At 37.0% G+C, this 14,271-nt stretch carries 14 protein-coding genes and 2 pseudogenes; 10 read left to right on the forward strand and 6 right to left on the reverse strand.

Annotated elements, in window-relative coordinates:
* From HMPREF2963_RS07815 to lacA, 3 genes and pseudogenes are all read right to left on the reverse strand, one after another.
* Positions 1-226 (reverse strand): annotated as a pseudogene (locus HMPREF2963_RS07815) (IS3 family transposase); the annotation flags it as partial.
* Positions 227-336: 110 nt separating this feature from the next.
* Positions 337-855 carry a galactose-6-phosphate isomerase subunit LacB gene (lacB, locus tag HMPREF2963_RS07820; protein ID WP_006269641.1) on the reverse strand — a complete coding sequence of 173 codons (519 nt, stop codon included), beginning with the start codon at positions 853-855 and terminating at the stop codon, positions 337-339.
* Between the two features lie 12 nt (positions 856-867).
* Positions 868-1,299, reverse strand: coding sequence for a galactose-6-phosphate isomerase subunit LacA (gene lacA, locus HMPREF2963_RS07825; protein WP_037598516.1), 432 nt, complete (start codon positions 1,297-1,299; stop codon positions 868-870).
* A 168-nt stretch (positions 1,300-1,467) separates the two neighbouring features.
* Between lacA and HMPREF2963_RS07830 the strand changes: the two genes are divergently transcribed.
* The 7 genes and pseudogenes from HMPREF2963_RS07830 to HMPREF2963_RS07865 all read left to right on the forward strand — a co-directional run bounded on the left by HMPREF2963_RS07830 (position 1,468) and on the right by HMPREF2963_RS07865 (position 6,835).
* Positions 1,468-1,947, forward strand: a complete 480-nt coding sequence (locus tag HMPREF2963_RS07830; protein ID WP_006269673.1) for a PTS sugar transporter subunit IIA — start codon at positions 1,468-1,470, stop codon at positions 1,945-1,947.
* A gap of 32 nt (positions 1,948-1,979) precedes the next feature.
* Positions 1,980-2,285, forward strand: coding sequence for a PTS sugar transporter subunit IIB (locus HMPREF2963_RS07835; RefSeq protein WP_006269633.1), 306 nt, complete (start codon positions 1,980-1,982; stop codon positions 2,283-2,285).
* Between the two features lie 67 nt (positions 2,286-2,352).
* Positions 2,353-3,828, forward strand: a complete 1,476-nt coding sequence (locus HMPREF2963_RS07840) for a PTS galactitol transporter subunit IIC (RefSeq protein WP_003068407.1) — start codon at positions 2,353-2,355, stop codon at positions 3,826-3,828.
* 68 nt (positions 3,829-3,896) lie between these two features.
* Complete coding sequence (locus tag HMPREF2963_RS07845) at positions 3,897-4,829, forward strand: 1-phosphofructokinase family hexose kinase (protein ID WP_070669342.1); 933 nt, start codon at positions 3,897-3,899, stop codon at positions 4,827-4,829.
* Positions 4,830-4,954: 125 nt separating this feature from the next.
* A pseudogene (locus tag HMPREF2963_RS09130) lies at positions 4,955-5,415 on the forward strand (family 1 glycosylhydrolase); the annotation flags it as partial.
* A 180-nt stretch (positions 5,416-5,595) separates the two neighbouring features.
* A complete protein-coding gene (locus tag HMPREF2963_RS07860; protein ID WP_037598530.1) occupies positions 5,596-6,129 on the forward strand; it encodes an isoprenylcysteine carboxyl methyltransferase family protein in 534 nt (177 codons plus the stop codon).
* Positions 6,130-6,259: 130 nt separating this feature from the next.
* Entirely contained in the window at positions 6,260-6,835 is a 576-nt protein-coding gene (locus HMPREF2963_RS07865; protein ID WP_261786515.1) for a hypothetical protein, read from the forward strand.
* Positions 6,836-6,869: 34 nt separating this feature from the next.
* Here the strand turns inward: HMPREF2963_RS07865 and HMPREF2963_RS07870 are convergent, their stop codons facing one another.
* The 3 genes from HMPREF2963_RS07870 to HMPREF2963_RS07880 all read right to left on the reverse strand — a co-directional run bounded on the left by HMPREF2963_RS07870 (position 6,870) and on the right by HMPREF2963_RS07880 (position 10,314).
* Positions 6,870-7,127 (reverse strand): GIY-YIG nuclease family protein, encoded by a 258-nt coding sequence (locus tag HMPREF2963_RS07870; protein ID WP_003031921.1) that lies wholly within the window; start codon positions 7,125-7,127, stop codon positions 6,870-6,872.
* Positions 7,117-7,863, reverse strand: coding sequence for a tRNA1(Val) (adenine(37)-N6)-methyltransferase (locus tag HMPREF2963_RS07875; protein WP_006269645.1), 747 nt, complete (start codon positions 7,861-7,863; stop codon positions 7,117-7,119). Before HMPREF2963_RS07875 ends, HMPREF2963_RS07870 begins: the two co-directional genes overlap by 11 nt.
* Before the next feature lie 96 nt (positions 7,864-7,959).
* A complete protein-coding gene (locus HMPREF2963_RS07880; RefSeq protein WP_070669345.1) occupies positions 7,960-10,314 on the reverse strand; it encodes a cation-translocating P-type ATPase in 2,355 nt (784 codons plus the stop codon).
* Positions 10,315-10,433: 119 nt separating this feature from the next.
* On the opposite strand from HMPREF2963_RS07880, the gene HMPREF2963_RS07885 reads away from it, so the two are divergent.
* The 3 genes from HMPREF2963_RS07885 (at position 10,434) to HMPREF2963_RS07895 (ending at position 14,228) form a co-directional block, all read left to right on the forward strand.
* The gene (locus HMPREF2963_RS07885; RefSeq protein ID WP_003073160.1) at positions 10,434-11,174 is read left to right on the forward strand and encodes a lysophospholipid acyltransferase family protein; all 741 of its coding nucleotides are present in this window, start codon (positions 10,434-10,436) and stop codon (positions 11,172-11,174) included.
* 130 nt (positions 11,175-11,304) lie between these two features.
* Positions 11,305-11,946, forward strand: coding sequence for a DJ-1/PfpI family protein (locus tag HMPREF2963_RS07890; protein ID WP_070669346.1), 642 nt, complete (start codon positions 11,305-11,307; stop codon positions 11,944-11,946).
* Between the two features lie 200 nt (positions 11,947-12,146).
* Positions 12,147-14,228, forward strand: a complete 2,082-nt coding sequence (locus HMPREF2963_RS07895) for a C69 family dipeptidase (protein ID WP_070669347.1) — start codon at positions 12,147-12,149, stop codon at positions 14,226-14,228.
* Positions 14,229-14,271: the final 43 nt, after the last annotated feature.

Consider the following 14,271-nt stretch of genomic DNA (forward strand, 5'->3'; position numbering starts at 1 on the left):
GTTGTTCTACTTCAGATAGCTCCTCCAGACCTTTACCGTAGGAATCTTGCTTACCAACAGGTGGATGGAAACGGTGGAGCTCTTCGTTCTTATGCCATCTCATCCATGTATAAATCTGACCATCATTCAATCCCAACGTCTTCTTAATGACCTTGTTAGACTTACCTGCCTTCTTCATTTCGATACAGGCTAACTTAGTTTCCACTGAATAGGTTTTTTTGAGCATAATAAAACACTCCTGTTTCTAGTTTCCTAGATTTCAACAGAAGTGGTTTTCTTATGTCTCATTTTATGGAGCTAGTACCATATATCTAAGTTTTTTTTATATGTTTTTTATCAATCATGGTATTCGCCGCGATCCCATTTGGCATTTTCTTCGTCAAAGATATGATTATTTTTTGCAATTTCAGGGTTTACTTCAATGACCTTGTCAATTTTTTCAATTAATTTTTGATTAGTTTTTGTTGGTTCGTATTTGGTTTCTAGAAAGACATCAACAATGTTGTTAATGAGATTTTGTCCCAGAATGCGTCCGCCGAAAGCAATGATATTGGCATTAAGCTCTTTTTTGGCATATCGTGCTGTTAAGACATCTCCAACGAGGGCAACACGTGTACCAGGAACTTTGTCGGCAGAAGCAGAAATTCCGACACCGGTTCCACAAAGAGCAATTCCAAGATCGGCATTTCCGGAAACGACATTTTCTGCGATTAGGCGACCAAAGATGGGATAATGAGTACGGTGAAAGTCATAGGTACCGACATCAATGACTTCATGTCCAAGCTCTTTTAGGTGTTCAGAGATTTTCATTTTTGTATCTGTGACAATGTGATCACAACCAAGTGCAATTTTCATAGCATTTCCCTCCTAGCACAATTTATTTAACATATCAATCCGTACTTGGTGACGACCCGCATCATAATCTGCAGTTAAATACGCATCCACGCAGGCATTGGCTAATTCTTCACCAAGAATTGCAGATCCGAGAGTGATGATACGAGTAGAATTGTGACGAATTGTCATCATGGCCGAATGTTCATCTGAAACAGCAGCACAGATAATACCTCTATGCTTATTTGCGACCATGTAAGAGCCGACAGCAAAACGGTCAAACAAAATACCACGAGTAGTATCATCTTTTCGTAATTCTTCTACAAGGGCAACTGTTGAATCTATAAAATCAACAGCCCCTTCTTGCTCATTAAGGTCTTTTATCTCATAACCGAGCTGAAGCAAATGAGTTTTCACTTTATTTTTTAACTCAAAACCATCAAGGTCTGTCCCTAGTATAACTTTCATGTTTATACCTCCTTTTTTATTTTACAACAATATTATAACGTTCAAAACAAACAATGTCAAATATAAAACAACAAAACAAAACACAATAAACTATTGACAACGCTTTCAAATAATTATATAATGATTTTGTAAACAAAATAGAACAAACAAACAGAAGGAGAAGATAAGATGGGACTTAATCATTTTTTTGATAAAGATTTAGTCTTTTGTCTGCAAGCTGACAATAAAGAGCATCTTTTTAGCCAAGTTGCGGATCTTCTTGAAAAAAGGAAGATTGTGACCTCTTCTTATAAAAAGGCTTTGATTGAGCGAGAAAAGTCATTTCCGACAGGACTTGACATGGAATTTTTGGGAAAAGGTTTACCTAATGTAGCTATTCCACATACGGATATAGCACACAATTTGGCAGAAAAAGTAGTAGTGGTACGATTAGAACAATCAGTCATCTTTCATAATATGATTGCTCCTACAAAAGAAGTGGAGGTTTCGCTCTTATTCTTTATTATCAATAATTCTAATGCGAGCCAGACCAATATTTTAGCGCAGCTAATGGATTTCTTTACAGCAGATGGAAAATTGTATGCGCTATCACAATTAAACAATTCTGAAAAAATATTTCATTATTTATCAGAAACAATCAAGGATTAAACTATTAAAAATAAAAAACGGAGGATTTTAAAATGATTAAAATTTTAGCAGCCTGTGGAGCGGGGGTAAATTCTAGCCATCAAATCAAGAGTGCTCTTGAAGAAGAACTTTCTAATCGTGGTTATGATGTCCAATGTGATGCTGTCATGGTCAAAGATGTCAATGAAGACTTGATAAAAGGTTATGATATTTTCACGCCGATAGCAGCGACAGATTTAGGCTTTGAACCAGGAATTCCTGTTATTGAAGCAGGGCCTATCTTGTTTCGGATTCCAGCTATGAGCGCGCCTGTCTATGACAATATTGAGGCAACTATCAAAGAGCATGGTTTGCACTAAATTCTTTAATAGAGCTTAATAAAATAAAAAATACAATTCAATAAAATATGATCGGGAGGATTTATTTATGAATGTCATTATTGACTTAGCTAATAAATTTTTTAAACCCATACTAGATATGGGTGCACCAATTATTATGCTGATTGTTTTGACTGCTTTGGCTTTGCTTTTTGGAGTAAAATTTTCAAAAGCACTTGAAGGCGGTATTAAATTGGCTATTGCTCTTACTGGTATTGGAGCCATCATCGGAATGTTGAACGGTGCTTTCTCTGCTTCATTGACAAAATTTGTTGAAAATACAGGGATTAAATTGAACATTACAGATGTTGGATGGGCGCCTTTGGCAACGATTACTTGGGGTTCGGCTTGGACACTTTATTTCTTGCTCATCATGCTCATTGTAAATGTAGTTATGTTAGTTACCAAGAAAACAAATACTCTAGATGTTGATATTTTTGACATTTGGCATTTGTCAATTACTGGTCTGTTGATTAAATGGTATGCTGATAATAACGGTGTGAGTCAGGGTGTTTCTCTCTTTGTTGCCACCTTAGCGGTTGTGCTAGTCGGAGTGATGAAAATCATCAATTCAGACTTGATGAAACCAACTTTTGACGACTTGCTCAATGCACCAAGTTCTTCGCCGATGACTTCAACTCACATGAATTATATGATGAATCCAGTTATTATGGTGTTGGATAAAATTTTTGATAAATTTTTTCCATGGCTTGATAAATATGACTTTGACGCTGCAAAGCTCAATAAGAAAATCGGTTTCTGGGGTTCTAAATTTTTCATCGGTTTTATTCTCGGTATTGTTATTGGAGTGATGGGAACACCGCATCCAGTTGCAGGTGTAGAAGAAGCTAAATCATGGGAATTGGTTATCAAAAGTTGGTTATCGCTTGGTTTGACTGCTGGTGTCTGCTTGGAATTGTTCTCATTGATTGGTTCTTGGTTTATCGCAGCCGTAGAACCACTGTCGCAAGGTATTACAAATGTTGCAACGAAACGTTTGCAGGGTCGTAAATTCAACATTGGTCTTGACTGGCCATTTATCGCTGGTCGCGCTGAAATTTGGGCATGTGCTAATGTACTGGCTCCAATCATGCTCGTTGAAGCTATTCTTTTATCAAAAGTTGGAAATGGAATTTTACCGTTGGCAGGAATTATCGCTATGGGAGTCACACCAGCCCTTCTGGTTGTCACACGCGGTAAATTGATTCGGATGATTGTTTTTGGAACCTTACTGCTTCCATTGTTCCTTCTTTCAGGAACCCTTATTGCACCATTTGTTACTGATTTAGCGAAAGGTGTAGATGCGTTCCCTAAAGGTGTAGCAAGCACACAATTAATTACTCACTCTACTCTTGAAGGACCGATTGAAAAACTATTCGGCTGGACAATTGGAAATGCGACAACAGGTGATGTTAAAGCGATTATTGGAGTGCTTCTTTTCTTAGCATTCTATATCGGAATTTTTGCTTGGTATAGAAAGCAAATGATTAAGCGAAATGAAGAATACGCTGCAAATGCAAAATAAAATAACAATAAGCTAGGCTATTCCTTTTGAAATAGTCTGGCTTTTACGTGAAAAAGAAAGGAAAAAAGATGCTTCATTTGGTTTGTCCCAATCCAGCTTTGGATCGGACTGTTTTACTTAGCCATTTTAAAGAAAATGTGGTCAATCGACCAATTCAAGTGCACGAAAATGCTGGCGGAAAAAGTTTTAATGTTGCTTATGTTTTGAATTGCGAGAAAGGCGAAGAGCAAGTGAATTTTTGTATTCACACAATGCTAGGCGGCAAAATGGGGGAATATCTTCAGCAACTAAATAAAGAAAATCAAATTCCATTAGTTGTGACAGAAGTTGATAAGAATACACGTACGTGCACGATTATGGTTGATACAGAATCAGGAAAAAACTACCTTGTGTACGAAGCAGGATTTGAGCTGAGTGAGGAATTGTTAGAACATTTTACGACAAGGCTTCTAAGCCACGTTCAATCTGGTGATAGTGTTGTTTTTTCTGGTTCTTTGATGAAAGGGATGCCGGATGATTATATCGCGCAAATTGGTCGTCTTTTGCCAGAAGATGTGAATTTAGTAGTAGATACTAGTGGTGCAGCTTTGGAAGCAGCTCTTCCAGCTAAGCCTAAAGTTGTAAAAATTAACGATGAAGAATTAGCAGAATTAACAGGGCGATCAGTTGAATCGGCAGAAGAAGCAGTGAATCTTCTCAAAGAATACGCTGAAATTCCATATTTCATTGTAACAATGGGAGAAAAGGGAGTTGTTGCGCGTTTGCAAGATGATATTTTTCAGCTCACTTTTCCAAAAATTCAAGTTAAAAATCCAATTGCTTCAGGTGATTTCTTCTTAGGTAGTCTCTGTTATTCATTAGAAAATAAAGGATTAGTTGATAGAGAAGCCGTTATTCGTGCCTGTGCTTATGCGACAGCTAACTGTTTGCAATGGACTCCCAAAGTAGAGCTAGAAGATGTGAAAAGGATTATTCAGGAAATGAAACTAACAAGTTTGTAAATTTTTAGGGAACTATATAGCACTTTACCCTAATCACAATATATAGTATCTTAAAATAAGATTTTTGTAAATTTGACAACTATACTTTGTAGTTGTGTAAACAGGTATATAATCCCCTTAATTTAAATGGAGCAGGAGAAAAAGGAATGTCTATTTATGCATTAAAAGGTATTTGCGAGTATAAATTTGATGTGGATATTCCAAGAACAGATTGGGATTGGCTAATTTACCCTAAAGGTCTTTATGATATGATTATGCGTATTGTTAAAGATTATCCAATTATAAGAAAATTTACATTACAGAAAATGGTTTAGGCTATAAAGATGAGTTTGTAGATAATATGGTTTATGATGATGCTCGGATTGACTATGTTAAGAAACATTTGGAAGTTTTAGCTGATGCTATTGCGGACGGCGTCAATGTAAAAGGCTACTTCTTATGGTTGCTGATGGATGTATTTTCTCGGTCCAACGGTTATGAAAAACGCTACGATCTTTTCTATGTTGACTTTGAAACTCAAGAGCGTTATCCTAAAAAGAGTGCTTGCTGGTGCAAAAAAATAGTGCAAACACGAGAAATTCGTTAACTAAGTTGTTTTTATATTGAGTGACAGTTCAATAGAGCTGTCACTTTTCTATTGTCCTGCTTTGAAAGTATGATTTATGTAAAGATTTTCTAAAATCTGTATGATATTTTTTAAAAGTATTGACTCATAGAATCTTCTCTTTATATAATGAAGTTAATTTTGTTTTTATAAGGAGGTCGTATGACTTTATCAGGACTCATTGTTTTAGCTGTATTTGTATTTCGATTGGTATTTTTGAAAATATCTATTAAAAATGAGAAAGCGATACTAGCAAATGGCGGTCAAGAATTTGGGGTACAAAATACCAAGTACATCACTATTCTTCATATTTTATTTTATCTTTCTTGCTTTGTTGAAGCCACAATACGTCAGGTTCGTTTTGATGCGCTCAGTAGCGTGGGGCTAGGACTATTAGTATTTTCCATGTTCATGCTTTATGTTGTGACACAGCTCTTAGGTGACATTTGGACTGTAAAATTGATGCTGGTTAAGAATCATAAATTTGTTGATCATTGGCTTTTCCGCTATGTCAAACATCCAAATTATTTCTTGAATATCATTCCAGAGTTGATTGGTTTAGCACTGCTTTGCCATGCGCTTCTTTCATTTTGTGTCTTGTTTCCTTTTTATGCTTTTGTTTTATATAATCGTATCAAGGAAGAAGAGAAACTTCTTCAAGAAGTCATTATTCCAAATGGGATTGCACAGAAGTGAACTTTTTCAAATATGGAATAAAAGAGTTCAAAATTAAACATTATTATCATTTTGTATAATTTTTTAAAAACAAAGTAAGAAATTGAGCTTTACATTGACAAAAGAGACAGAGGTGACATTGGGAGTGACTGTGAAAGCAAATAAAGGTTCTTGGGGGACGATTGACGATTTGCTTTTAACCAAAGAAGATGTGGATAAAACAGATTTGGCAACAGCAATTTCTGCTGCAAAAGAAAAATTGACAAAAGGTACACATTATACAAAAGATTCGCTTACTAAATTGAAAGTTCAAGTAGAAGAGGTGCAGGCTGTTTTACAAAAAAATGATACAACACAAGCAGAAGTTAATGCAGAAAGCGAAGCTTTACAGACTGCCATTCAAGCACTTGTACCACTAGAAAACCAGTCTTCTTCTACTGTTCAGCATGAAGATGGTAAAAAAATAAAGGAAAATTCTGATAACAAAGAACAAAAAGGAGGAAACTCTCATGCTGGATTGACAGATTCTGATTTGTCTAATAAAAACGAAGAGACCTCTCAAATAACTAAAACCAAAGAAACTTTGCCTACTACAAGCTACGAAAAATTAGCTAAATCCAATGAACTATTACCAAGTACCGTTACTAGCATGTCATATCTAGCTGGTATTGGCGTTGTTTTTCTAAGTGTATTTGTTGCTGTTCTCTCTAAGCAAAGTATTAAGTAAATCATTGCAAAAAAGTAGAAAGCAATAAAACTTTCTACTTTTTCTTATCTGCAATATATTCTAATTTTTGTTGTCGTGTTTTTCTTTTAAAGAGGGCCTCGGCTGACATGGCAGAAGGTTTATCAGGAAATTCTTCTTGGTACAAAAGCGTAACGGGTAATCGTGCACGGGTATATTTGGCGCCTTTTCCAGCATTATGTGTGTCTACTCGTTTTTTGACATCGGTCGTATACCCTGTGTAAAGAGAGCCATCGGAACATTCCAGAACGTACATATAGGCTTTAATTTCCATAGTAAATCTCATGAATTTCTGGAGTGTAGCTGCCATCTTCATTATGAATGAAAAGCGGTGGCAGGATTTTTAGTCCGTCGCGAGAGCCGTCTTTGATAGCTTCAATGAGAAGCATATTGGCTTTTCGATTTGCCTTTGGGTAAACAAACTGAATACGTTTCGGAGCTAAATTGTGAGCTGTCATGGTCTCAATAATATCAAGGAAGCGTTCAGGACGATGGACCATTGTTAAACGTCCGTTTGATTTTAAAACCCGTTGAGAAATTTGACAGATTTCTTCCAAATTTGTCGCAATTTCATGACGTGCAAGCAAATAATGTCGGCTTGCATTGAGATTAGAATGTTCATCTACTTTAAAATAAGGCGGATTGCAGAGGATCATGTCTACTTTGCTACCACTGATATATCTGGTGAGATATTTCAAATCATCTTGAATGACCTGCATTTGGCTGGTTAGATTATTTAGCTCAATAGAGCGCTGGGCCATATCTGCGAGACGTTCTTGAATCTCAACAGCAATGATTTGGGCTTGCGTGCGCGTGCTTGCAAAAAGTCCAACAGCACCATTTCCGGCACAGAGATCCACAATAAGACCACGCTTAGGTAAGTTTGGAAAGCGGGAGAGGAGCACGCTATCTACTGAATAGCTAAAGACCTCTCGATTTTGGATAATTTTGACGTCAGTAGAAAAGAGCTGATTGATTCGCTCACCGTCTTTTAAAAGAATTTCTGCCATATACCCTTATTATATCATGATGTAGAGGAAAAGAAGCAATAAAAAAAAGCAGTAAGACAAAAATGTACGGTTTTTCTTACTGCTATAGGTTAAATTTTACAAATTCTGTTCCCGTTCATTCTGTCTGTGTGTCACAACAATAAAAGTAATTGTAAAGAGGAGCATCAGAATGAAATAGATTGGCAAACTGTTGCTGGTTAAGGTAGTGATTTCAATGTACTTTTGCAGGATAATGGCTGTTCCGAAGAAGCCAATGAGCGACCAGAGGATAAGTAGAATCCGCCAGAGATTGAGCGGAAGGCAGGCTCGGACAACAGATAGAAATCCGATAGAGCCTAATAAATAATAAAGCAAAGTTGAGATTTCTAGTTGTGACCAACTATGCAATCCACCGAAAATACTGACAAATAAAACGCTAAAGACGACCATTAGCCCGCTAGGTAGCGCCTTGAAAATTGCTTTTTTAAGGAAATCTTGTTCAACAGGTTTGATATTCCGCTCAAAGGTGAGGACAAAGGGCGGCAAACCTTCAACAAATTGGTCGATCAAGGTGATTTGAATGGGGATAAATGGAAAGACTAAGAGCCATTCTGCTCGACCCAGTAAGATACTGGAAATACAAATGATTGTCAAAATGAACGAATAAGTTGTTTTAATGAGGAAAATTGGTGCAATGCGGGCGATATTATTAACGACGCGGCGTCCTTCAAAGAGAATTTCAGGTACATCGTTAAAATCAGAATTAAGCAACACCAGATTGGCAACTTGTCGTGTTGCAGGATCCCCTTCAGCCATGGCAATGGAGCAGTCTGCTTCCCGTAAGGCTAGAATATCATTGACTCCGTCACCAGTCATTGCTGTGGTATGCCCTGCTTTTTTCAGGGTTTGAATGATAAGTTTCTTTTGATGAGGAGAAACGCGGCCAAAGATAGCTGTCTTTTCTGTCAACTCAATCAATTCTTGATCCGTTACTTTTGAACAGTCAACATAACTTTGGTAATTTGAAAAACCAGCTTTTGCAGCAATGTTTGATACAGTAATTGGATTGTCACCTGAGATGATTTTTAAGCCCACTTCTTGTGAGCGTAAGTATTCCAAAGTATCAGCTGCTCCGTCACGAATCGGATCTGTGATTTCTAAAATGGCAATGGGTTGAATGCTACTTGGTAAGTGAATGTGTTTATGGTCAATGCGTTCAGGACTAATAGCTAAAGCGAGCACACGCGAACCACGCTTTTGAGCTTCCTGTGCTAGCTCAATTTCTTCATGAAAGAGCATTTCAGGCGCACCGAGAAAGACAGTACCTAAGTTCGACATTTCCATGGCCCCCCATTTACGATCACTAGAAAATGGGATAATGTTGCTAGTTTGGTAATTTGACAATTTTGTAAATTGTTTGCGGATAGCTTGTGCAGTAGGATTATTGTCGTCACTTGCCGCAATATAAGCACTAAGAATATCAGCAATTGCTTGTTCTGAAAAATCTTGTGTGAGCGGGGTGACTCTTTCAACATGCATTTTACCTTGGGTAATCGTACCTGTTTTATCGAGACAGAGCATATCAACACGAGCAAGTGTCTCGACTGAGTACATTTCCTGTACAAGGACTTTTCGTAAACCCAGCTTGATGACAGCTGTTAAAAGAGAAGTAATCGTTAAAAGAGCAATTCCTTTTGGTAGCATTCCTAGAAGAGCCGTTGAGGTATTGACAACTGAGTCTTTGACAGGTAAATGTTTTACCAAGAGAGCTTCTAGAAAGAGCGCAATTCCGAAAGGGATAATGATTTTTCCTGTAAAACCTGCAATCTTGTCCATGGATTTCATAATACGAGAATTGATTGGTTTGACAGTCTTAGCCTCTAGCATCAGTTTAGAAGCATAGTTATCAGATCCAACATGGGTGATTTCAGCTACTACATGACCACTGACAAGAAAGCTTCCTGAGAGAAGCTGATCTCCAATTTCCTTTTGTACAAGGTCACTTTCTCCTGTTAACATAGCTTCGTTGACTTCTGCAAAACCATCTAAAACAGTTGCGTCACTTGGAATTTGTTCCCCTGCAGTTAAGCGAATGACATCATTTAGAACCAAATTTTCTGGATCAATAGGGGTGGTTTGCCCATCACGGATAACGTTAATTTTTTCTTTATTTAGGAGATTGAGCTTATCGACCATGTGCTTAGCGCGCAATTCGGTGACAATTCCAGAAAAAGCATTAAAACAGATAACAGCGAAGAAAACTAAGTTGCTCCATGCTTGAACAGAAACGATAGCGACAGCGATTGCAAAATTTAACGCATTAAATAGCGTAAAAACATTACGCTTGATGATTTGCCAAGTGCTGATACTTGTATTGACTGTAAAATCATTAGTGAGTCCTTGTGTAATTTTTTCTTGGACTTGCTGGTGGGTTAATCCCGTAAATTCTTTCGTGTTCATGAGGATAATCATACCATTTTTTTAGTAAAATTTCTAATAGAATCCATTCGGCTGCGACACTTTTATGACGAAAAAAGTTTGCGAGCAAGAATTGGATAAGGTATAATGGAAGAAATAAGAAGGGAGAGCCGATGTTTTATAGATATTTGAGAAGATTGGTGATGTTGATTTTATGGGCTTTAAATGGCAATGTACACTACCACCATTTGGAGAATATTCCAGATCAAGAGGAAAATTATATCTTAGTTGCTCCGCACCGTACATGGTGGGATCCAGTCTATATGGCTTTCGCTACAAGACCCAAGCAATTTATTTTTATGGCAAAAAAAGAATTATTCACGAATCGCGTTTTTGGTTGGTGGATTCGGATGTGTGGTGCTTTTCCGATTGACCGTGAAAATCCTGGAGCATCCGCTATCAAATACCCTGTAAAAATGCTGAAATCAAGCAATCGCTCGTTGATTATGTTTCCAAGTGGAAGTCGGCATTCGACAGATGTTAAGGGCGGTGTAGCCCTGATTGCGAAAATGGCAAAGGTACGGATTCTTCCAGTCGTTTATGTTGGTCCAATGCATTTGAAAGGATTGGCAAAAGGTGAACGTGTAGACATGGATTTTGGACATCCGATTGATATTTCAGACATCAAAAAGATGAATGATGAAGGCGTGGAAGAAGTAGCACGTCGCATTCAGGCAGCATTTGATCGTTTAGATGCAGAAGTAGCAGCTCTTGAAGTCAAAAAAAGTCCGAATATATTATTGCTGTTGCCACGTTTGATTGCCCTCTTACTATCCCTTGTTGTTGGCTTGTTGACATTTGTTTTTAGTTTTATCGCAAGCTTTGTTTGGGATCCTGAAAAGCATAGAAAATAAAATCTCTTATAAAGGATGATAACTATACGCCTATCTGGATAGCAGCAATCATACAGAATGAAATGGAATTTGTATATCTGGCAAAGCAAGTGTAGCAAACATTTGATCTATGTTTCTAAAAGGAGCCTCTATGAAAATAGCAGTTTTACTGTATCCAGCGTGCTCATTGCAGGAAATCACAACTTTGACATCCATTCTTTGTCTTTCTTTTGGGCAGTCTTTGGACTATCTTGCTTCAGAAAAGAAAATTTATACAAGTGAAGAAGGATTACAAGTTATTCCGGATTTTACTTTTAAAGAAGTTCAAGGTGTAGTGTATGATTGTATCATATTGCCAGGTACACAGGAGCCTTTTGTTAGTCTCTATGATTCTAGACTCATCTCTTTTTTGAAAAATGTAGATATCAAGCGAACAATAGTAGCTGCTATTTCTTCGTCACCTATGTTTTTGGGAAAAGCTGGTTTATTGAGAAATCGATATTATACAGGCGGTTTATATATGGAGTTGGTAGACTATTTTTCTTTTTTGGAAAAAGAAAGTATGCTCCATCAGCCAGTTGTAAAAGATAAGAATGTTATCACAGCTATTGGATTTGCCTATACAACATTTTCTCAGACTGTTTTGGATACTTTGGGATTAGAATTACCGAGCGATTTCTTTTTGAGAAAAAATTTCTATAGCCCAGAGGAGTTAATTTATCATTTAGAAGCAAGTGATTACCAAAAAATACTGCAAAAAATCTCACAATATGAACAATGTACCCAGGAATGATTTCCTGGGTATTTATTGTAAATGTTAGGACAAAAAGAATAATTAATACATAAATTATACATGAAAGCGCTTGCTAAAATAGATTTAAAATAGTATACTAAATTTAAGGTATACGGTTTTAAAAAGGTGATAAGAGTGTGTATCGCTCTTATTTATAAAAAGTTGATGTATTCAACATGCAATGATAAAAGGAGAAATATATGAAAAAATTTATTTTTCGTTTAACAATTTTGTTATCTGCTCTCTTTCTCTTTCCTTTCCAAGCAGTTGAAGCTTGTACAGGTTTTATTGTTGGGAAGAACTTGACAGCAGATGGTTCGACTTTGTATGGTCGTACAGAGGATTTGGAGCCTCATCATAATAAAGTTTATAAAGTCCATCCAGCTAAGGACAATAAAGCAGGTGCAAAACTGATTGATGAAGCCAATGGTTTTGAATGGCAGTTACCTGCTCGGAGTTATAAATACACTTCGGTTTCAGACGTTACGCCAAAAGAAGGTATTTTTGACGAAGTAGGCTTCAATGAACATGGAGTATCTATATCAGCCACTGTTTCTGCAAAAGCAAATAAAGCTATTCAAAAAGTTGATCCTTATGTAAAAAAAGGTTTAGCAGAATCTATTATGACTACAGTCGTTTTACCACATGTAAAAACGGCTCGTGAAGGTGTGGAACTCATCGCGGAGATTGTCAAAAAGCAGGGTGCTGCTGAAGGCAATATTGTGACAATTGCGGATAAGACGGGTGTTTGGTACATGGAAATCCTCTCTGGCCACCAATATGTTGCCATTAAGTATCCCGATGATAAATATAGTGTTTTCCCTAATACTTTCTTCTTAGGAAGTGTTGATTTTAATGACAAGAAAAATGTCATTGCTTCAGAAAATGTGGAAAAAGTAGCGCGTGATGCTCATTCTTATAAAGAAATCAATGGCAAATTTCATATCTCCCAATCTTATAATCCACCAATGTCAGAGGCAGATCGTTCGCGTGCTTGGGCAGGTATTAAGGCTTTAAATCCAGATGCACCAATCAATTATGATGATAAATATTTTGATTTGTTGCAATCTAGTAATAAAAAAATTAGCGTTGCAGATGTGATGCGGATGCAGCGGAATCGTTTTGAAGGAACACAATTCAAACCACTAGACCAAATGGAATTAGATGGTAAAGGGATTCCGCAACGTGGAAAAGTAGATCCAGTCTATAAATATCCGCTTGGCAATCCAAACGTAATGGAAGCACACATTTTCCAATTGAAAGATAATATCCCTGCCAGCATGGGTGGTGGTACGATGTGGCTTTCCGTTGGGAGTCCTCGTTTCGCTCCATACCTACCATATTATGGAAATATTACCAATACGTATTCAGCTTACCAAGTTGATACAACGAAGTACGACAAAAATTCGTGGTATTGGGTTGCATCTCACATTTACGATATGGCGGCCAAACACCAAAAATTATTTGGCAATAGTGTACAGGAAAAATGGAAAGCTTTAGAAGCACAATGGATTGAAGAACAAGCTAAGGCTGACGAACAATACGCAGCTGCAGGCGGAGCTTCGTCAGAAGAAGTGACTGCAGCTAGTATGGCACGTGCGGAAAAAGTCTTTAAAGAGATGAAAGCTCTAGAAGCTGAAATGGAAGAAAAGATCAAAAATGAGCAAACACCGCCAAGTTCTAGCACAGAACCATCTTCAAGTACAAGTGAGTCATCTTCAACTTCGTCTACATCTCAATCTTCGTCAAGTACAAACGAAACTTCTACATCTAGTTCATCAGATGTTGAAAAACCAAAACCAAACGAAACTTCTGATACCTTAGTGGATACAGCTACAGGTGTTCGTTTGCAAAATGCAGATTTAGTAAAGGCTAATCTCAAATTAGCAGTTAAAAAGACAATTGAAGAAAATGCAGATAGCTATGATATTACTTTGACCAATCCAAAAGGTGAAGCAGTGTCACAAGTTAGCTCCACATTAGTGACAGTACCAGTGAAACAAGGTGCTACGGTGGAATCTGTTTATGCTATGAAAGATGGTAAACAAGCAGAAAAATTTGACTTTGTTCTCAATAAAGATAAAACGATTAGCTTTAAAACAACTCACTTCTCTACTTACAAAATAAATTATAAAGTTGTAAAAGAAGCGCCAAAGCAAAACAAACGTGGTTTTCTTCCATCAACTGGTGAAAAAGTGACTTTCCTTGGTTTAGTAGGGATCGTTATTTTAGGAATTGTGATCTTTATCTTAGCAAAACGTTCAAAAAAGAATAATGAATAGTTGAAGCAAGAAAGTCAATATCATCTTGAAGAATTCCTTCAAA

Origin of the sequence: Streptococcus sp. HMSC067A03 (assembly GCF_001814295.1) — a bacterium.
Taxonomy (GTDB): Bacteria; Bacillota; Bacilli; order Lactobacillales; family Streptococcaceae; genus Streptococcus; species Streptococcus constellatus.